Origin of the sequence: Pluralibacter sp. (genome assembly GCF_019237635.1) — a bacterium.
Classification (GTDB): domain Bacteria; phylum Pseudomonadota; class Gammaproteobacteria; order Enterobacterales; family Enterobacteriaceae; genus Enterobacter_B.
Map to the genome: position 1 here is coordinate 1 of NZ_JAFAGS010000052.1, position 19,585 is coordinate 19,585.

Below are 19,585 nucleotides of genomic sequence, written 5' to 3' on the forward strand. Positions count from 1 at the left end.
CGTAAAAATCAGGTGCTGTTTACCATAGACCAGCCACGCTACCAGAAGGCGCTCGCACAAGCGGAGGCAGATGTTGCCTATTACCAGGTGCAGGCATCGGAGAAAAGCCGTGAGGCTGTGCGTCGTAACCAACTGGGTGTGCAGGCCATGTCTCGTGAAGAGATTGACCAGGCGAACAATATGCTGCAAACCGTCGAGCATCAGCTGGCTAAAGCGCAGGCGACGCGGGATCTGGCTCGTCTTGATCTGGAGCGTACCGTTATTCGCGCTCCAGCAGATGGGTGGGTGACTAACCTGAACGTGTACACCGGGGAATTTATCACCCGTGGCTCAACGGCGGTGGCGTTGGTGAAACAAAACTCGTTCTATGTGATGGCCTACATGGAAGAAACCAAACTGGAAGGGGTGCGTCCTGGCTACCGTGCGGAGATCACCCCGCTTGGCAGCTCGCAGATTATGAAAGGTACGGTCGATAGCATTGCGGCAGGGGTGACGAATGCCAGCAGTAGCCGGGACACGAAAGGGATGGCGACTGTTGACTCTAACCTTGAATGGGTGCGCCTTGCCCAGCGCGTGCCAGTGCGTATTCGTCTTGATGCGCAGCAGAGCAATCTCTGGCCTGCCGGGACTACCGCAACGGTGATTATTACTGGCGAAAAAGACCGTGATACGCGCCAGATGTCTTTCTTCCAGAAGCTCGGCATGCGCCTGCGTGAGTTTGGTTAATCACGATGGGGATCTTCACTATTGCCCCCCAGCACCTGCGCTTTGCGGTTAAGCTTGCCTGCGCCATTGTGCTGGCGCTCTTCGTCGGCTTCCACTTTGAGCTGGAAACACCGCGCTGGGCGGTACTGACTGCGGCGCTTGTGGCGGCGGGTCCGGCGTTCGCCGCAGGTGGCGAACCCTATTCCGGCGCGATCCGCTATCGTGGAATGCTGCGTATTTGCGGTACCTTTATCGGCTGTATTGCAGCGCTGATTATCATCATCGTGATGATCCGCGCGCCGTTGCTGATGATCCTGGTGTGCTGCCTGTGGGCCGGTTTCTGTACCTGGATCTCTTCGCTGGTGCGGGTGGAAAACTCCTACGCCTGGGGACTGTCGGGCTACACAGCGCTGATCATTATTATTACCATCCAGAGCGCGCCGCTGCTCACGCCGCAGTTTGCCGTTGAGCGCTGCAGCGAAATCGTGATTGGTATTGTCTGCGCGATCGTCGCCGATCTGCTCTTTTCCCCCCGATCCATCAAGCAGGAGATCGACCGCGAGCTGGATGCCCTGCTGGTGGATCAGTACGCCCTGATGCAGCTTTGCATCCGCCATGGCGACAGTATTGAAGTGGATAACGCCTGGAGCGCGCTGGTGCGTCGCACGCAGGCGCTGGACGGTATGCGCAGCAACCTGAATATGGAGTCCTCCCGCTGGACGAAAGCTAACCGCCGTCTTAAGGCGCTGAATACGCTGTCGCTGACGCTCATTACTCAGGCGTGTGAAACCTACCTTATCCAGAATACGCGCCCGGAGTTGATTACCGACGCCTGGCGCGAGATGTTTAACGAACCGGCGACAACGGCGCAGGAGGTGCATAAAAAGCTCAAACGCATGCGCCGTATCCTGAGCTGGACGGGCGAGCACGATACGCCGGTGACGCTGTACAGTTGGGTCGGGGCCGCGACGCGCTATCAACTGCTCAAACGTGGTGTGGTCGGTAATGCAAAAATTAGCGCCCGTGAAGAGGAGATTCTGCAGGGTGAAGTGGTGGTGAAGGCGGAGTCCGCAGAGCGTCACCACGCGATGATTAACTTCTGGCGTACCACGATCTCCTGCATGCTCGGCACCTTGTTCTGGTTGTGGACTGGCTGGACATCCGGCAGCGGCGCGATGGTGATGATCGCTGTCGTGACATCGCTGGCGATGCGTCTGCCCAACCCGCGAATGGTGGCTATCGACTTTTTATACGGCACGCTCGCCGCGCTGCCGATTGGCGCTTTTTTCTTCCTGGTGGTTATCCCTTCCACACAGCAAAGCATGCTGCTGCTCTGCCTGAGCCTGGCGGTGTTAGCGTTCTTTATCGGTATTGAGGTACAGAAGCGGCGGCTGGGCTCGTTGGGCGCGCTGGCCAGCACCATCAATATTATCGTGCTCGATAATCCCATGACCTTTCATTTCAGCCAGTTTCTCGACAGCGCGCTGGGCCAACTGGTGGGATGCTTTGTGGCCCTGATGGTTATTCTGCTGGTGCGAGACAACTCGCAGGCGCGTACCGGACGCGTGCTGCTAAACCAGTTTGTTTCGGCGGCGGTCTCGTCGCTGACGACCAATACGACGCGCCGGAAGGAAAACCACCTGCCGGCGCTGTATCAGCAGCTGTTTTTACTGCTGAATAAATTCCCCGGCGATCTGGCGAAGTTCCGCCTTGCGCTGACGCTGATTATCGCTCATCAGCGCCTGCATGACGCGCCAGTGCCAGTGAATGATGACCTCTCATCGTTTCATCGCCAGATGCGCCGGACGGCGGACAAGCTGATCTCCGCCAGCAGTGATGACCGGCGTCGTCATTACTTTAGCCGCCTGCTGGAAGAGCTGGATGTCTACCAGGAGAAACTGCGGATATGGGAGGCGCTGCCGCAGGTAACCGAGCCTGTGAGACGCCTGGTGGGGATGCTGCATAAATACCAGCATGCTCTGACGGAAAGTTAATAGCGAGAACCGACGCCAAAAGCGTCGGTTTTTTTATCGCTATACTTACTCGTTAGTAGAGGCCGGGGCGGCCGTGGTCGCCCGCCGGGGACAGGGGGCGCGGACTATGAAAATCTACACGTTTGATTTTAATAAGATAGGCAGTCAGGGGGATTTTTATCGCGAGTTTTCGCAGGTGTTCGCCTTACGGCGCGATAATGTCAGCGATCTTGATTCACTCTGGAAAGCGGTCACCAGCAGCGAGCTTCCGTTGCCGCTGGAGATAGAGTTTATCCATCTGGCGGAAAAGCAGCGTCGGCGCTACGGTGCGTTGATTTTACTGTTTGATGAGGCGGAAGAAGAGCTGGAAGGGGCGCTGCGTTTTAACGTGCGCCACCTGTAAAAAAGCCCCCGACAGGCGGGGGCAAGTCGTCGGCTCAGACGACGAGGGTTTATTTGTACAGCTCTGCTGTCGCGTGCCATACATCGCCGGAACGCGCTTCAATAATACGGTAGCTGCTGGCGCCTTCTTTCTGGGCTTTCGCCGCCAGTTCCTGACGCATATCCATCGGCGCGCTGCCGACCTGGGAGACAGAGATTGTACCCATAGATTGCAGGTTTTGTGCCTGTTCGGCGGTAACCTGATGTACTGCGGCGCCTGCGCTAAAAGAAAGAACGGAAGCCAGGCCCAGTGATGCGATGATAATTGCGCTTTTCATGATCTTTACTCCTGAAAGGGTGTTCAGTGCGGCAAGAAGGTGTGAACAACGTTTTTTATGCCTGGTGCCGCAATGGGAAATTCAATGTTTGTGTCCGACTATCGGAAAAACTTATTTGTACAGCTCAGCCGTCGCGTGCCATTGGTCGCCGGTACGCGCTTCAATCACGCGATAAGAAGAAGCGCCTTGTTCCTGCGCTTTTTGGTTCAGCATGTCGTGCATATCCATCGGTGAAGACCCAACTGCGCCCACGGATACGGTGCCGAGGGACTGGCGGTTTACCGCCTGATCTGCATTGATGGAATCAGCTGCGAGAGCGCCGAAAGAGAGAACAGAAAGGATGCTCAGAGCGGCAACTGTGGTTTTGATTTTCATAATATTCACCTCGTCGAATTTTTAATCAGGGTCTTTGTTTCGTGACCCTCATCACAAAATCAAGTATACACACATCACTGTGAATATTAATACCCTGCTAATTGTTTCCTGTGTAATTAAACGTCAAAAAACGTCATGTTTATAACGCAAAGGCATTAAAAATGTTATTTATGAGCGCCTTTTTACGAAAATTTATAATTAAATCATATTGATATATGGCTTTGATATTTCGTGCGATTTTGTCGGGGGATATTCACTGTGTGAATGATCTTAAGCAGTGAAACGCACTAAATGTTAAATATGCGGCAGGGGAATGTAGCGATGGCGTTGGTATTTGCAACGAGAAAACTCTCCGGCCTGAGCCGGAGAGTGAGGGAGATTAGAGCTCTTGTTCGAACAGCACCAGAATGGCTTCGTAGAGATCTTTGACGGTAAAACCCCGGGCAGGCGTCGTGAAAATCGTGTCGTCGCCAGCAATGCTGCCGAGGATACCTTCGGCTTTACCCAGTGAATCCAGCAGACGGGCGATAAGCTGCGCAGCGCCTGGGCTGGTATGGATGACGACGACGGCATCGTTATAGTCGATATCCAGCACCAGGTTTTTCAGCGGGCTGGAGGTTGTTGGAACGCCAAGTTCTGCCGGAAGGCAATAGACCATCTCCATTTTGGCGTTGCGGGTACGCACGGCGCCAAACTTCGTTAGCATGCGGGAGACCTTGGACTGATTGATATTCTCGAAGCCCTCCTCCTGCAGCGCCTGGACTATCTCTCCCTGAGAACTGAATTTTTCTTCTTTAAGCAGCGATTTGAACGCCTTGATTAATTCTTCTTGCTTAGCCGAGCTTCGCATAAGTCACCCGTGTAATGGCCGTAAAAACAACATTATTATGCATATGGATGAATTTTTATGCAAACTATCTGCCGTAATAATGGCTGAAATAATGTTATGAAAGCCGCAGATTTTATCAAAATTTATTATCGAGAAACATGCTTTCGTCACGGGACGTGAATTAGGGAAAAAGTAAATCAATTGTTATAAAAATGATGTTGTTTTGCCGCAGTTGCTGGGTGTATTGTAACCAGCAGTCGACCGATTGCGTTGTCAGGGATACCTGTCACAGGTTGCAGAAAGTGCGATGACATACATTGCTGCGGGAAACTCCGCATTCTTCAACTAAGTTTATTGTCATTATTAACCTCGTGAATTAAGGTTGCCGCAACGGAGTTACGGTAGATGAAACTAACCATAATAAGGAGTTTAGGATGAAAGTCGCAGTCCTCGGTGCAGCTGGCGGTATTGGCCAGGCACTTGCCCTACTACTTAAGACCCAACTGCCTTCCGGCTCAGAACTCTCTCTGTACGATATCGCACCAGTGACCCCTGGTGTGGCAGTTGACCTCAGCCATATCCCGACCGCAGTAAAAATCAAAGGCTTCTCCGGTGAAGATGCAACACCGGCGCTGGAAGGCGCTGACGTGGTGCTGATCTCCGCAGGCGTCGCGCGTAAGCCTGGGATGGATCGTTCCGATCTGTTTAACGTGAACGCCGGTATCGTGAAAAACCTCGTGCAGCAGATTGCGAAAACCTGCCCGAAAGCCTGCATCGGCATTATCACTAACCCGGTTAACACCACGGTAGCGATCGCCGCCGAAGTGCTGAAAAAAGCGGGTGTTTACGATAAGAACAAACTGTTCGGCGTCACCACGCTGGATATTATTCGTTCGAACACTTTTGTGGGCGAACTGAAAGGCAAACAGCCGACGGACGTTGAAGTGCCGGTTATTGGCGGACACTCCGGCGTGACCATTCTGCCGCTGCTGTCGCAGATCCCAGGCGTAACCTTCTCCGAGAAGGAAGTCGCTGACCTGACCAAACGTATCCAGAATGCGGGTACCGAAGTGGTTGAAGCGAAGGCGGGTGGCGGTTCGGCGACGTTGTCTATGGGCCAGGCGGCAGCACGTTTCGGTCTGTCTCTGGTGCGTGCGATGCAGGGCGAGAAAGGCGTGGTTGAATGCGCCTATGTAGAAGGTGACGGCCAGTATGCGCGTTTCTTCTCTCAGCCGCTGCTGCTGGGCAAAAACGGTATCGAAGAGCGTCGTGCGATTGGCGCCCTGAGCGCGTTTGAACAGCAGGCGCTGGAAGGCATGCTGGACACGCTGAAGAAAGATATTACCCTGGGCGAAGAGTTCGTGAACAAATAAGCGAAACGCGTCCTGAAAAAAACCGGAGCTGCATGCTCCGGTTTTTTTATGACGATCAGTTGGTTGCCGGGTATTCCTGCACGGTGACTTTCAGGGTTATCTGCTTGTCGTCACGCATCACCACGACCGGGATATCGGAGCCCGGGCGGATCTCGGCAACCTGGTCCATGGTTTCCAGCGCTGAGATGGCAGGTTTGCCGTTGACGCTGATAATCACGTCGTTAACCTGGATGCCTGCCAGCGCGGCCGGGCCGCCAGGGGAGACTTCATTAACCACAATCCCCTGAATCTGATCGAGCCCACCGCCCTGCGGCGCATGCATTGGCGTAATTTCGCGGCCGCCGATGCCGATATAGCCGCGGATCACCCGCCCATCGCGAATGAGCTTATCCATAATTTTGGTCGCCAACTGGAAGGGAATGGCAAAACCAATCCCTTCCGGCGTTTCGCCGTCATTACTCTTATCAAACGACAGCGTGTTGATGCCCATCAGTTCCCCCAGCGAGTTAATCAACGCGCCGCCGGAGTTGCCGTGGTTAATCGAGGCATCGGTTTGCAGGAAGTTTTGTCGGCCCGACGGGTTTAACCCAATACGCCCGGTGGCGCTGATAATCCCCTGGGTAACGGTTTGTCCGAGGTTATAGGGGTTGCCGATGGCCAGCACCACATCCCCAATGTGCGGGATGCGTTTCGGGTTAATGGGGATAACGGGAAGACCGCCAGCGGCATTGATTTTCAGCACCGCAAGATCCGTCAGGCTGTCTGAGCCAACGAGCAGCGCTTCAAATACGCGGCCATCCTGCAACGCCACAATGATTTGGTCAGCATCGTTGATGACATGTTTGTTGGTGATGATATAGCCGCGTTCATCCATGATGACGCCGGAGCCAAGCGTGCGGATCTCCAGCCGGTTATTGCTGCTGGAGTTCACACCGCGGTTATAGACGTTCACCACCGCAGGCGCCGCGCGTTTTACTGCCGGGTTATAGCCCGCCGGCGATTCGTCGGCGCTGTCATAAGGAACGGACGATAGCGCGTTAAACTGGCGTAAAGAGGGCATGACGGCTAACAACAGGCCGCCGACAATCAAACCGATTGTGACCGAACGTAAGAGCTTTACAAACATGATGCAGTTATCGCTGGTAAGGAAACTGGCGCAGCATACCACGACTTAACCGGACATCACACGCAGGCGATGTCCGTAAGCGTGCAGCCGTTAGCGCAGGATCAGGTAGAGGCTCTGATTACCGCGCATGACGTTCAGCGCAATAATCGACGGTTTTGCCTCCAGAAGCTTACGCATTTCGGCAATTGACTGAATTCGCTGGCGGTTGATGCCAATGATCACATCATCCTTTTGCAGGCCGACCTGAGCGGCAGGGCTGGCTTTGTCGACATCGCTAATCACGACGCCTTTGGTTCCGTCCTTCAACTGACCGTCGCTGAGCGACGCTCCTTGCAGCGAGGGTGATATCAGCTCGGCGCTGGCGGTAGACGACGTGCTCTTATCCAGGGTGACCTCAACGTCCAGCGGTTTTCCATCGCGCAGCAGGCCAAGTTTCACTTTGGTGCCCGGCGCCGTGGTCGCGATTCGCGAGCGCAGCTCGGCAAAGCTGCTCAGTGGTTTATCGTTGAGACTGACGATGACGTCTCCGGATTTGATGCCTGCTTTCGCTGAACCGGAACCTGGCAGTACTTCGCTGACAAAAGCGCCGCGCTGAACGTTGATATTAAAGGCTTTGGCGATGTCCGCGGTCATCTCCATGCCTTTGATGCCCAGCAGGCCGCGTTTGATTTCGCCGTACTGAATCAACTGCTCGGCGAGCGTTTTGGCCATATTGCTCGGGATAGCAAAGCCGATACCGATGCTGCCGCCGCCGGGCGCCAGAATCGCGGTGTTGATACCGATGAGCTCGCCGTTAAGGTTCAGCAATGCGCCGCCGGAGTTACCCCGGTTGATGGAGGCATCGGTCTGAATGAAGTTTTCCAGGCCCTCAAGGTTCAGGCCGCTGCGTCCTAGCGCAGAGATGATGCCCGAGGTGGCGGTTTGCCCAAGGCCGAACGGGTTGCCGACGGCCACGGCGAAATCGCCGACGCGCAGCTTATCGGAATCGGCGATGGTTATCTGCGTGAGGTTGCTGGGGTTCTGAATCTGAATCAGCGCGATATCGCTCTGATCGTCGCTGCCGACCAGTTTGGCGTCGAATTCACGGCCGTCGTTGAGCTGAACGCTGATTTTCTGCGCCTGGCTTATCACGTGGTTATTGGTCAGCACATAGCCCTTTTTCGCATCGATGATGACGCCCGATCCCAGACCTTCAAAAGGCTGCGCCTGCTGGTTGTCCGGCCCCTCATCGCCAAAATACTTTTTCAGCTCTTCCGGTATTTGTCCGCGTTGGGCGAGCGTTGCAGTCCCTTCAACCTGTACGCTTACGACAGCCGGGAGAACTTTTTCCAGCATCGGCGCAAGGCTTGGCAACTGGCCCTGACCCGGGACCTGCGTCGGCAGAGAGGCGGCAACCGGCGCAGCGGCACCGAGAGATAATCCAACACTTAACGCTAATGCACTCAATAGTAATGTTTTCTTCTTCATCGATGCTGGCTCTCATAACCTGAGGTGTGAGGAAAAGACCGCCTAAACAATCCGATGTTATTGAATTTTCAAACGGCTAACAATGAGGCTGGTGATTAAATAATAGCTGGGATGAGTCGGGAAGGGCGGGCGCAGCGGCTGCGCCCGTGAAAAATAACTGTAATAAGGCGTTAATCGCGTTTTGCACCGTTGCGCAACAGGCCAGATGCGCCTTCAGAGTAGTCGCGCGGCATCTGCACTGGCGCCTGATCGTTACCCGCTTCGGATTCGGCCAGACGGTTGCGGAACGGGTTGGACTCGGCGCTCATTTCCGGCAGCAGGCTGCTGGAGCTTTTCGCCATGTGTTGATACAGCTGACGGTAATCGTGAGCCATCGTGTCGAGCAGCTCTGCGCTGCGGGCAAAGTGGCTGACCAGTTCTTCACGATACTCATCCAGCTCTGCTTTGTTTTTTTCCAGTTCGTACTGCAGTGCCTGCTGTTGACGTAATTTGCGGTTGCCAAAACGCATCGCGACGGCGCCAATGATGATACCGACGACTAACCCAATTAGCGCATATTCCCAGGTCATGAACTTCTCCCGTTGTTTTGTGGTTCCGTAGGGTGGCTCTGAGGCTCTTCGCCTGCGCCCGATAGTGCCACTATAACCGCTATTCCCTTAGAAGTGGAATCCCGGGCGCACATCGCGTAGTGTAGAACGGCCTTTTTTTCGACAACCGTGAACTACGGCACGTTGCTTTTCAGGGAATAACAACAGCTTATGCAAAGCATTACCCCCACATCGCGATATCTGGAAGCCCTGAGTACGGGCAGCCACCAGCCCGATGACGTCCAGCGAGAGACGGTTGCCAGGCTCGATACCATCTACCAGGAACTGACGTCTCGTTCGCACCCGGCGGCGGTGAGTAGCGGCGGATTGCGCGCGACGTTCAGCAAGCTGCTGGGCAAACGAGAACCTGTCGCCGTAACGTCGGTGCGTGGGCTTTATATGTGGGGAGGCGTTGGACGGGGGAAAACCTGGCTGATGGATCTTTTCTACCATAGCCTGCCGGAGGGCCGTAAACAGCGGCTGCACTTCCACCGCTTTATGCTGCGGGTGCATGAAGAGTTAACGGCGCTGCAGGGGCATACCGATCCGCTTGAAATCCTTGCCGACCGCTTTAAGGCCGAAACGGACGTGCTGTGCTTCGATGAGTTCTTTGTCTCCGATATTACCGACGCGATGCTGCTCGGCGGGCTGATGAAAGCCCTGTTCGCCCGCGGCATCACGCTGGTGGCAACGTCCAATATTCCGCCGGACGAGCTCTACCGCAATGGGCTACAGCGCGCGCGTTTCCTGCCCGCTATCGAGGCGATCAAAGCGCACTGCGACGTCATGAACGTCGACGCGGGTATAGACTACCGCCTGCGCACTCTGACCCAGGCCCATTTGTGGCTGTCGCCGCTTGCTGCGTCTACACAGCAGCAAATGGATGCGCTGTGGCTGGCGCTGGCTGGCGCGCCGCGAGAAAACGCGCCGTTGCTTGAAATAAACCATCGGCCGTTGCAGACAATGGGGGCCGAGAACCAGACGCTCGCCGTCTCGTTTAGCACGCTGTGCGTCGACGCCCGCAGCCAGCATGACTACATTGCGCTGTCGCGACTGTTTCATACCGTGATGCTGTTCGATGTGCCGGTGATGACCCCGCACTCGGAGAACGAAGCGCGCCGGTTTATCGCGCTGGTGGATGAGTTTTATGAGCGCCATGTAAAACTGGTGGTCAGCGCGGCGGCGCCTTTATATGAGATCTATCAGGGGGAACGGCTGAAGTTTGAGTTCCAGCGCTGCCTGTCGCGTCTGCAGGAGATGCAGAGTGAGGAGTATCTCAAGCTTGCGCATATGCCCTGAGTGTTTTCCCTGGCACCTGACCTTTTCCTCAGCCGAAGAGGGCCAGGTGCGCATAAAACCCGCTGTAAATCACATTTAGGGGTCGATCTTTGACCGCGACTTCTCTATAATCTTGCGACCCCACGTTACGAGAAGGTTTTTTTCCCGAAACTTTCTATGTGTCGGCATAGGCTATTCGAAGGGGTAGGTTTGCCGGACTCTGTCGTGTGAACCTCAACTGACTAAACGTTTGGGTGTTCACCAACGTGTAACTAATTATTTGGGTAAGCTTTTAATGAAAACTTTTACAGCTAAACCAGAAACCGTACAGCGCGACTGGTATGTTGTTGACGCGACCGGTAAAACTCTGGGCCGTCTGGCTACTGAACTGGCTCGTCGCCTGCGCGGTAAGCACAAAGCGGAATACACTCCGCACGTTGATACCGGTGACTACATCATCGTTCTGAACGCAGAAAAAGTTGCTGTAACCGGCAACAAGCGCGAAGACAAAATGTACTACCACCACACCGGCCACATCGGTGGTATCAAAGAAGCGACCTTTGAAGAGATGATTGCTCGCCGTCCTGAGCGTGTGATTGAAATCGCGGTTAAAGGCATGCTGCCAAAAGGCCCGCTGGGTCGTGCTATGTACCGTAAACTGAAAGTTTACGCGGGTAACGAGCACAACCACGCGGCACAGCAACCGCAAGTTCTTGACATCTAATCGGGATTATAGGCAATGGCTGAAAATCAATACTACGGCACTGGTCGCCGCAAAAGTTCCGCAGCTCGTGTGTTCATCAAACCGGGCAACGGCAAAATCGTTATCAACCAGCGTTCTCTGGAACAGTACTTCGGTCGCGAAACTGCCCGCATGGTAGTTCGCCAGCCGCTGGAACTGGTCGACATGGTTGAGAAACTGGATCTGTACATCACCGTTAAAGGTGGTGGTATCTCTGGTCAGGCTGGTGCGATCCGTCACGGTATCACCCGCGCTCTGATGGAGTACGACGAGTCTCTGCGTTCTGAACTGCGTAAAGCTGGCTTCGTTACTCGTGACGCTCGTCAGGTTGAACGTAAGAAAGTCGGTCTGCGTAAAGCACGTCGTCGTCCGCAGTTCTCCAAGCGTTAATTGTTTCTGCTTCGGCAGAACATTTGGCGAAAAAACCCGCTTCGGCGGGTTTTTTTATGGATAAAACCGCCCTTATCCACAATCAAACTTCCTGTTTTCGCCACTTTTTCAGCATTTCCAGAATACCCTCACCACAAAGGTCATAAAATCTGGTAAACTATCATCCAATTTTCTGCCCAAATGCTGGTGATTGCTCATTTTTTGTTTGGTTCATGAACAAAAATGCCGTTCATTGCTATCCGGGCTTAACATCTGGCTGGCCACGTGGTGGCTGGTAGCAGTACAAAAATTCTGAATATACCTGGAGGTTTTCATGGCTGTCGCTGCCAACAAACGTTCGGTAATGACGCTGTTTTCTGGTCCTACTGACATCTATAGCCATCAGGTCCGCATTGTGCTGGCCGAGAAAGGTGTCAGCTTTGAGATTGAGCATGTGGAGCAGGATAATCCACCACAGGATCTGATCGACCTCAACCCGAATCAAAGCGTACCGACACTGGTGGACCGCGAGCTTACGCTGTGGGAGTCCCGCATCATCATGGAATACCTTGATGAGCGTTTCCCGCACCCGCCGCTGATGCCGGTTTACCCGGTTGCCCGCGGTGAAAGCCGTCTGTATATGCATCGTATTGAGAAAGACTGGTACACGCTGATGAACACCATCCAGACCGGCACCGCCGCTCAGGCTGATGCAGCGCGTAAGCAACTGCGTGAAGAACTGCTGGCGATTGCGCCGGTGTTCACGCAGAAACCCTACTTCCTGAGCGATGAGTTCAGCCTGGTCGATTGCTACCTGGCGCCGCTGTTGTGGCGTTTGCCGGTACTGGGTGTTGAACTGAGCGGCACGGGCTCGAAAGAGATGAAAGGTTATATGACGCGCGTTTTCGAACGCGACTCTTTCCTCGCCTCTTTAACTGAAGCCGAACGTGAAATGCGTCTTGGCCGGGGCTAACTGAATGGATGTATCACAACTGACGCCACGCCGCCCTTATCTGCTGCGAGCCTTCTATGAATGGCTGCTGGATAACGAGCTGACGCCGCATCTGGTCGTGGATGTTACGCTGCCAGGGGTTCATGTTCCGATGGAATATGCGCGTGACGGGCAAATTGTGCTGAATATCGCGCCGCGCGCGGTCGGTAATCTTGAGCTCTCTAACGATGAAGTGCGCTTTAATGCGCGCTTTGGCGGCGTTCCTCGCCAGGTCTCAGTGCCGTTGGCGGCCGTACTGGCTGTCTATGCGCGTGAAAACGGCGCGGGCACCATGTTCGAGCCGGAAGCCGCGTATGATGAAGAGGTCGAGAGCCTCAACGATGACGCAGGCGCTTCTTCCGAAGGCGATACGGTCATGTCGCTGATTGATGGCGATAAGCCTGATGATCACGATCCGGATGATACGCCGCCGCCGCGCGGGGGCCGTCCGGCACTGCGCGTTGTGAAGTAACCGTCCAACAGGCCCGCTCGGGCCTGTTTTTTTTGGTATCAAGCCTTATGGCGCCACAGCACGTTGAGCTCATAAGAAAACGCCCGGCAGCGTAAGGTTGCCGGGCGTTGTGTTTTACACTTCCAGCCAGTTCAGTATCCCGTCAGCCGCCTTACGGCCTTCGGCAATCGCCGTCACTACCAGGTCAGAACCCCGTACAATATCGCCACCGGCAAAGATTTTCGGGTTGCTGGTCTGGAACGCGTTTTCACTGTCTTCAGGGGCGATAATGCGGCCCTGAGAATCCAGTTCGACGCTGTGCTTTGCCAGCCATTCCATGCTGTGCGGGCGGAAACCAAACGCCATCACCACCGCATCCGCCGGCACCACATGTTCAGAACCGGCGACGATCTCCGCACGACGGCGGCCTTTGGCGTCCGGCGCGCCCATCTCGGTACGCGCCATCTTCACGCCGCACACCCGACCATTGGCGTTGATTTCTACGCCCAGCGGCTGGACGTTAAACTGGAATTCGACGCCTTCTTCGCGCGCATTCTTCACTTCGCGTTTTGAACCCGGCATGTTCTCTTCGTCACGGCGATACGCACAAGTGACATGCGTGGCGCCCTGACGCACGGAGGTACGTACGCAGTCCATCGCGGTATCACCGCCGCCAAGCACGACGACGCGTTTGCCTGCCATGCTGACGTACGGTTCTACCGCCGTTTCGCCATAGCCCATGATCTGTTTGGTGTTGGCTATCAGGAACGGCAGCGCGCCAAAGACGCCTTCCGCTTCCTCATTCTCCAGTCCGCCGCGCATGGACTGGTAGGTGCCGACGCCGAGGAACACCGCGTCGTACTCTTTCAGCAGGTCATCCAGCTGTACGTCGCGACCCACCTCAGTATTGAGTTTGAACTCAATCCCCATCCCGGTGAAGATTTCACGACGGCGGGTCATCACCTCTTTTTCCAGCTTGAAGGCCGGAATACCGAAAGTCAGCAGGCCGCCGATTTCCGGATGACGATCGAACACCACCGCTTTGACGCCGTTACGGGTCAGCACGTCGGCGCAGGCGAGACCCGCCGGGCCTGCGCCAATAATGGCCACGCGTTTGTCGGTTTGCTTCACGCCGGTCATATCCGGACGCCAGCCCATTTCGAACGCCTTATCGTTGATGTAGCGCTCGATGTTGCCGATGGTGACCGCGCCGAACTCGTCGTTCAGGGTACAGGAACCTTCACACAGGCGGTCCTGCGGGCAGACGCGCCCGCAGACTTCCGGCAGGGTGTTGGTCTGGTGCGACAGCTCGGCGGCTTCGAAAATACGCCCCTCGTTGGCCAGCTTCAGCCAGTTCGGGATGTAGTTATGCACCGGGCATTTCCATTCGCAGTATGGGTTGCCGCAGGACAGGCAGCGGTCCGCCTGCGCTTTGGCCTGACCTTCTGAAAACGGCTCGTAGATTTCTACAAATTCGATTTTACGAATCTTCAGCGCTTTCTTTGGCGGATCAACACGCTGTAAGTCGATAAATTGGTATACGTTTTGACTCATGACGACAACCCCTTACTGCGCCTGCACGCGCAGCTCTGCTGCGCTACGACTACGGTGACCCAACAGCGCTTTCACATCGCTGGACTTCGGTTTAACCAGCGCGAACTTCGCACAGAACGCCGGCCAATGAGCCAGGATCTCTTCACCGCGCTGGGAGCCGGTAAGCTGCACGTGCTCGGTAATCAAGCCCCGCAGGTGCTCTTCGTGGATTGCCAGCGTTTCAACGTCCAGCACTTCCACCAGCTCCGGGTTCACGCGTTTACGGAAATCGCCGTCTTCGTCGAGGACATAGGCGAAGCCGCCGGTCATCCCCGCGCCGAAGTTGACGCCGGTTTTTCCGAGGATGCAGACAATACCGCCGGTCATGTATTCACAGCCGTTATCACCGATGCCTTCCACCACGGTTATTGCGCCGGAGTTACGTACGCCGAAACGCTCGCCCGCGCGGCCCGCGGCATACAGGCGACCGCCAGTCGCGCCGTACAGGCAGGTGTTACCGATAATGCTCGCTTTATGACTGGGGAAGGCAGAACCTACGGGTGGACGAAGAGCGATCAGGCCGCCCGCCATGCCTTTGCCGACGTAGTCGTTGGCGTCGCCGGTCAGGTGCAGCTCAACGCCGCCCGCATTCCAGACGCCGAAGCTTTGGCCTGCAGTACCGCTAAAGTGCGCGATAATCGGGTCTCCCGCCAGCCCCTGATCGCCGTGCGTCTGGGCAATATAGCCGGACAACGATGCGCCCACGGAGCGGTCGGTGTTGCGAATGTCGAACCAGAACGTTTTGCTCTGCTTGTCGTCGACGAACGGTTTTGCCTGCTGCAGCAGCTGCGCGTTCAGCACGCCGTTGTCGAACGGCGGGTTGTTTTCGGTGCAGTACAGCGCTTTACCCGGATGAGGCTCTGCGGTTTCCAGCAGCTTCGCCAGGTTCAGCTTCTGCTGCTTAGCGGTGAAACCCTCCAGCTCTTTGAGCAGATCGGTGCGGCCGATAAGGTCCACCAGACGTTTTACGCCCAGTTGCGCCATCAGCTCACGCACTTCACGGGCGATAAATTCAAAGTAGTTGGTTACCTTGAACGGCAGGCCGTGGTAGTGGTTTTTGCGCAGTTTATCGTCCTGAGTCGCGACGCCGGTGGCGCAGTTGTTCAGGTGACAGATACGCAGATATTTACAGCCCAGCGCCACCATCGGGCCGGTGCCGAAGCCGAAGCTTTCCGCGCCGAGAATGGCCGCTTTGATGATATCGAGGCCGGTTTTCAGGCCGCCGTCGACCTGCAGGCGAATCTTGTGACGCAGGCCGTTAGCAACCAGCGCCTGTTGGGTTTCCACAAGCCCCAGCTCCCACGGGCAGCCCGCGTATTTCACCGAGGAGAGCGGGCTCGCGCCGGTACCGCCGTCGTAACCGGCAATGGTGATGAGGTCCGCATAGGCTTTCGCCACGCCGGTGGCGATGGTGCCCACGCCCGGTTCGGAGACCAGCTTCACAGAGATCATCGCCTTCGGGTTCACCTGCTTGAGGTCGAAAATCAGCTGCGCCAGGTCCTCGATAGAGTAAATATCGTGATGCGGCGGCGGGGAAATCAGCGTTACGCCCGGTACCGAGTAACGCAGTCTGGCGATGTACGGGGTGACTTTATCCCCTGGCAACTGGCCGCCTTCGCCTGGCTTCGCGCCCTGAGCGACTTTAATCTGAATCACGTCGGCATTCACCAGATACGCTGGCGTCACGCCAAAGCGGCCGGAGGCCACCTGCTTGATACGGGATACTTTGTTGGTGCCGTAACGCGCCGGGTCTTCGCCGCCCTCGCCGGAGTTAGAGAATCCGCCTATGCTGTTCATCGCTTCCGCCAGCGATTCATGCGCTTCCGGGCTCAACGCCCCGATGGACATGGCGGCGGTATCAAAGCGTTTAAACAGCGCTTTTGCCGGTTCAACATCGTTGATGCTCACGGCTTCATCGCCTGGGTTCAGCGCCAGCAGGTCGCGCAGGGTCGCGGCCGGACGCTCGTTCACCAGCGCGGCATACTGTTGGTAGTCGCTGTACTCGCCGCTCTGTACCGCCTGCTGCAGCGTGCGCACCACGTCCGGGTTGTAGGCGTGGTATTCGCCGCCGTGAACGTATTTCAGCAGGCCGCCCTGAGACAGCGGCTTACGTGCCAGCCAGGCCCGCCGGGACAGGTTCCGCAGATCCTGCTGGAAGTCATCAAAACCGGCGCCGCCGATGCGGCTGACCACGCCCTGGAAGCAAAGGTTGGCGACATCGTCATGCAGACCGACGGCTTCGAACAGCTTCGAACAGCGGTAGGAGGCGATGGTCGAGATGCCCATTTTGGACATGATTTTGTACAGGCCTTTATTGATGCCGTTGCGGTAGTTGAGCATCACATGGCGGTAATCTTTTTCAATCGCTTTGTTGTCGACCAGCTTCGCCAGAGTTTCATAGGCGAGGTACGGATAAATCGCGGTCGCGCCGAAGCCCAGCAGCACGGCGAAGTGGTGCGGATCGCGGGCGCTTGCAGTTTCCACGATAATGTTGGCGTCGCAGCGCAGGCTCTTATCGACCAGACGGGTCTGGATAGCGCCCACGGCCATCGGCGCCGGTACTGGCAGACGATTTTTCGCAATATTACGGTCGGACAATACCAGCAGAACGGTACCGTTACGCACCATCTGCTCCGCTTTGTCGCACAGCGCTTTCACCGTTGCTTCAAGGCTTGCTTCGGTCACGTCGAAGGTGATATCGAGCGTGTCGGCGCGATAGTGCTCCTCCTGCATGGTGGTCAACTGTTTGAAATCGGAGAACAGCAGGATCGGCGATTTGAAGCTCAGACGATGGGCCTGGCCTTCCGCTTCGCAGAAGACGTTCATCTCACGGCCGATGCTGGTGGCAAGCGACATCACGTGCGCTTCGCGCAGCGGGTCGATCGGCGGGTTGGTGACCTGCGCGAACTGCTGGCGGAAATAGTCGTAAATGATGCGCGGCTGGCTGGAAAGCACGGCGAAGGGGGTATCGTCGCCCATTGAGCCGACCGCCTCCTGGCCGTTCTCGCCCAGTACGCGGATAACCGAGTCGAGTTCTTCTGCGCTGTAGTTAAACTGTTTCTGGTAGCTGGCGAGCGTGTCGTCGTCCAGTTGACGGCTGCCCACGTCTTCGTCCGGCAGCTCCTCAAACGGCACCAGGCGGCGGACGTTCTTTTCCATCCACTCTTTGTACGGGTGGCGGATTTTCAGGTCATGGTCGGTTTCCGCAGAGTGCAGAATGCGGCCGACCCGGGTGTCGATAACCATCAGCTCGCCAGGGCCGACGCGGCCTTTCTCGACCACTTCGTCAGGCTGGTAGTCCCAGATGCCGACTTCAGAGGCGCAGGTGATGAGCTTGTCTTTGGTGATAACGTAGCGCGCCGGGCGCAGGCCGTTACGGTCGAGGTTACAGGCGGCGTAGCGCCCATCCGACATGACGATACCGGCCGGGCCGTCCCACGGCTCCATGTGCATGGAGTTAAAGTCGAAGAAGGCGCGCAGATCCGGGTCCATATCCGGGTTGTTCTGCCAGGCTGGCGGAACCAGCAGGCGCATGGCGCGCACGATGTCCATCCCGCCAGCCAGCAGCAGCTCAAGCATGTTATCCATGGAGCTGGAGTCGGAGCCGGTTTCGTTGACGAACGGCGCCGCATCGTGCAGATCCGGGATAAGCGGCGTCTTGAATTTATAGGTGCGCGCGCGTGCCCACTGGCGGTTACCGGTGATGGTATTAATTTCGCCGTTATGCGCCAGATAGCGGAACGGTTGCGCCAGCGGCCAGCGCGGCACGGTGTTGGTGGAAAAGCGCTGGTGGAACAGACAGATGGCCGACTCCAGACGCAGGTCCGCAAGATCCAGGTAGAAGCGCGGCAAATCCGCCGGCATACACAGACCTTTGTATATATTAATCAGGTTCGACAGGCTGCAGACGTAGAAGTCTTTATCGTCCAGCAAACGCTTTTCGATACGGCGACGGGCGATGAACAGGCGGCGTTCCATATCGCGCGGACGCCACCCGGCAGGGGCGTTGACAAAAATCTGTTCAATACGAGGCAGCGAGGAGAGGGCGATTTCACCGAGAACCCCTTCGTTGGTCGGCACGTCGCGCCAGCCAACAATCGACAGGGTTTCACGCTGAAGTTCTTCTTCAACAATGCGGCGGGCCGCGCCCGCCTGCTCAGGATCTTTATTCAGGAAAATCATCCCGACGGCGTAGTTTTTGGCTAAACGCCAGCCGCGCTCTTCGGCCACCAGGCGGAAGAAGCGATCCGGTTTTTGCAGCAGCAGGCCGCAACCGTCGCCGGTTTTACCATCAGCGAGGATCGCGCCGCGGTGCTGCATGCGGGCCAGTGCGTGTATCGCGGTACGCACTACCTTGTGGCTAGGTTCGCCTTCTATGTGGGCGATCAGGCCGAAACCACAGTTATCCCTCTCAAGGGATTTATCGTACAACATATCAGTGAACCTCCCCAGGCTCTACGGGACACCCTCCGGTACCGATTGCGCACGGGCACAGAAAGAGCATGGCGACGGGGTTTACACCTCGCATTCGCCCTCTTTAAATCCTTTTCGCATCGGTACACAAGTTTGAGGACTTGCTGTTAAGAGGGAATCTCAATTACTGCATAAATATGATGAGCAGAGCGCTCATCCAGAAAGCTTCCAGCGGATTTCCAACTTATCGGGAATCTGGGCACAGGTCAAATGGCAATCTGATTTATGCGGATATGTGCTATGGAGTGGTAATTTGCTGAAATATAATGAATTTTAAGCTTTTTTACAGTGTGATGAACCTCTAATAATCGACGGGTGAGTGTGATCTGTCTCACTATCTCATGCCGCTATTATCACTTATCTGTGCTGATGTGCCGATTTAACGCAGAACTTTCATCTATCCGTGTGAGGTAATACGCGTGATGACACTGTTTTTCACTATGGTGCGGAGAAACGAAAAAATGAGGGAAGACATAAGGAAAAATTATCAGTGAGAATTTGCATGAAACTGTGTTTATTTTGACTTTTTATGCA

The 19,585-nt window shown here is 55.8% G+C and carries 17 protein-coding genes; 9 read left to right on the forward strand and 8 right to left on the reverse strand.

The features are described 5' to 3' along the window. From aaeA to JO226_RS06250, 3 genes are all read left to right on the forward strand, one after another. Window positions 1-726 (forward strand): p-hydroxybenzoic acid efflux pump subunit AaeA (aaeA, locus tag JO226_RS06240; RefSeq protein ID WP_293534762.1); only part of this gene is annotated, 726 nt, incomplete at its 5' end. Window positions 727-731: 5 nt separating this feature from the next. Next, window positions 732-2,699: a p-hydroxybenzoic acid efflux pump subunit AaeB gene (gene aaeB / locus JO226_RS06245; RefSeq protein ID WP_293534765.1), complete on the forward strand. Its 1,968-nt coding sequence runs from the start codon at window positions 732-734 to the stop codon at window positions 2,697-2,699. 106 nt (window positions 2,700-2,805) lie between these two features. Continuing rightward, entirely contained in the window at window positions 2,806-3,081 is a 276-nt protein-coding gene (locus tag JO226_RS06250) for a hypothetical protein (protein WP_293534768.1), read from the forward strand. Between the two features lie 49 nt (window positions 3,082-3,130). On the opposite strand, the gene yhcN-B is transcribed toward JO226_RS06250, so the two are convergent. From yhcN-B to argR, 3 genes are all read right to left on the reverse strand, one after another. Further along, window positions 3,131-3,397, reverse strand: coding sequence for a DUF1471 family stress response protein YhcN-B (gene yhcN-B, locus JO226_RS06255; RefSeq protein ID WP_293534771.1), 267 nt, complete (start codon window positions 3,395-3,397; stop codon window positions 3,131-3,133). Window positions 3,398-3,508: 111 nt separating this feature from the next. Beyond that, window positions 3,509-3,772 (reverse strand): peroxide/acid stress response protein YhcN, encoded by a 264-nt coding sequence (gene yhcN, locus JO226_RS06260; RefSeq protein WP_293534774.1) that lies wholly within the window; start codon window positions 3,770-3,772, stop codon window positions 3,509-3,511. A 379-nt stretch (window positions 3,773-4,151) separates the two neighbouring features. Beyond that, window positions 4,152-4,622: a transcriptional regulator ArgR gene (gene argR, locus JO226_RS06265; protein ID WP_293534777.1), complete on the reverse strand. Its 471-nt coding sequence runs from the start codon at window positions 4,620-4,622 to the stop codon at window positions 4,152-4,154. A gap of 413 nt (window positions 4,623-5,035) precedes the next feature. On the opposite strand from argR, the gene mdh reads away from it, so the two are divergent. Further along, window positions 5,036-5,974 carry a malate dehydrogenase gene (mdh, locus tag JO226_RS06270; protein ID WP_293534779.1) on the forward strand — a complete coding sequence of 313 codons (939 nt, stop codon included), beginning with the start codon at window positions 5,036-5,038 and terminating at the stop codon, window positions 5,972-5,974. A 55-nt stretch (window positions 5,975-6,029) separates the two neighbouring features. Here mdh and degS read toward each other — a convergent pair whose 3' ends face one another. The 3 genes from degS to zapG form a co-directional block, all read right to left on the reverse strand. Further along, window positions 6,030-7,100 (reverse strand): outer membrane-stress sensor serine endopeptidase DegS, encoded by a 1,071-nt coding sequence (degS, locus tag JO226_RS06275; RefSeq protein WP_293534782.1) that lies wholly within the window; start codon window positions 7,098-7,100, stop codon window positions 6,030-6,032. A gap of 90 nt (window positions 7,101-7,190) precedes the next feature. Beyond that, on the reverse strand, window positions 7,191-8,567 hold the full coding sequence (gene degQ / locus JO226_RS06280; RefSeq protein ID WP_293534784.1) for a serine endoprotease DegQ: 1,377 nt from the start codon (window positions 8,565-8,567) through the stop codon (window positions 7,191-7,193). A gap of 170 nt (window positions 8,568-8,737) precedes the next feature. Further along, window positions 8,738-9,136: a Z-ring associated protein ZapG gene (gene zapG, locus JO226_RS06285; RefSeq protein WP_293534787.1), complete on the reverse strand. Its 399-nt coding sequence runs from the start codon at window positions 9,134-9,136 to the stop codon at window positions 8,738-8,740. A gap of 189 nt (window positions 9,137-9,325) precedes the next feature. On the opposite strand from zapG, the gene zapE reads away from it, so the two are divergent. The 5 genes from zapE to sspB all read left to right on the forward strand — a co-directional run bounded on the left by zapE (window position 9,326) and on the right by sspB (window position 13,006). Continuing rightward, a complete protein-coding gene (gene zapE / locus JO226_RS06290) occupies window positions 9,326-10,453 on the forward strand; it encodes a cell division protein ZapE (RefSeq protein ID WP_293534790.1) in 1,128 nt (375 codons plus the stop codon). A 274-nt stretch (window positions 10,454-10,727) separates the two neighbouring features. Further along, window positions 10,728-11,156: a 50S ribosomal protein L13 gene (gene rplM / locus JO226_RS06295; RefSeq protein ID WP_013364512.1), complete on the forward strand. Its 429-nt coding sequence runs from the start codon at window positions 10,728-10,730 to the stop codon at window positions 11,154-11,156. Between the two features lie 15 nt (window positions 11,157-11,171). Further along, window positions 11,172-11,564: a 30S ribosomal protein S9 gene (gene rpsI / locus JO226_RS06300; protein WP_000829818.1), complete on the forward strand. Its 393-nt coding sequence runs from the start codon at window positions 11,172-11,174 to the stop codon at window positions 11,562-11,564. 313 nt (window positions 11,565-11,877) lie between these two features. Next, window positions 11,878-12,516, forward strand: a complete 639-nt coding sequence (gene sspA, locus JO226_RS06305) for a stringent starvation protein SspA (protein WP_293535634.1) — start codon at window positions 11,878-11,880, stop codon at window positions 12,514-12,516. Between the two features lie 4 nt (window positions 12,517-12,520). Continuing rightward, window positions 12,521-13,006 (forward strand): ClpXP protease specificity-enhancing factor, encoded by a 486-nt coding sequence (gene sspB, locus JO226_RS06310; RefSeq protein ID WP_293535635.1) that lies wholly within the window; start codon window positions 12,521-12,523, stop codon window positions 13,004-13,006. Window positions 13,007-13,120: 114 nt separating this feature from the next. Here sspB and JO226_RS06315 read toward each other — a convergent pair whose 3' ends face one another. Together JO226_RS06315 and gltB are read right to left on the reverse strand one after the other, a co-directional pair. Then, on the reverse strand, window positions 13,121-14,539 hold the full coding sequence (locus JO226_RS06315) for a glutamate synthase small subunit (RefSeq protein WP_293535636.1): 1,419 nt from the start codon (window positions 14,537-14,539) through the stop codon (window positions 13,121-13,123). 12 nt (window positions 14,540-14,551) lie between these two features. Next, complete coding sequence (gene gltB, locus JO226_RS06320) at window positions 14,552-19,012, reverse strand: glutamate synthase large subunit (protein ID WP_293535637.1); 4,461 nt, start codon at window positions 19,010-19,012, stop codon at window positions 14,552-14,554. Window positions 19,013-19,585: the final 573 nt, after the last annotated feature.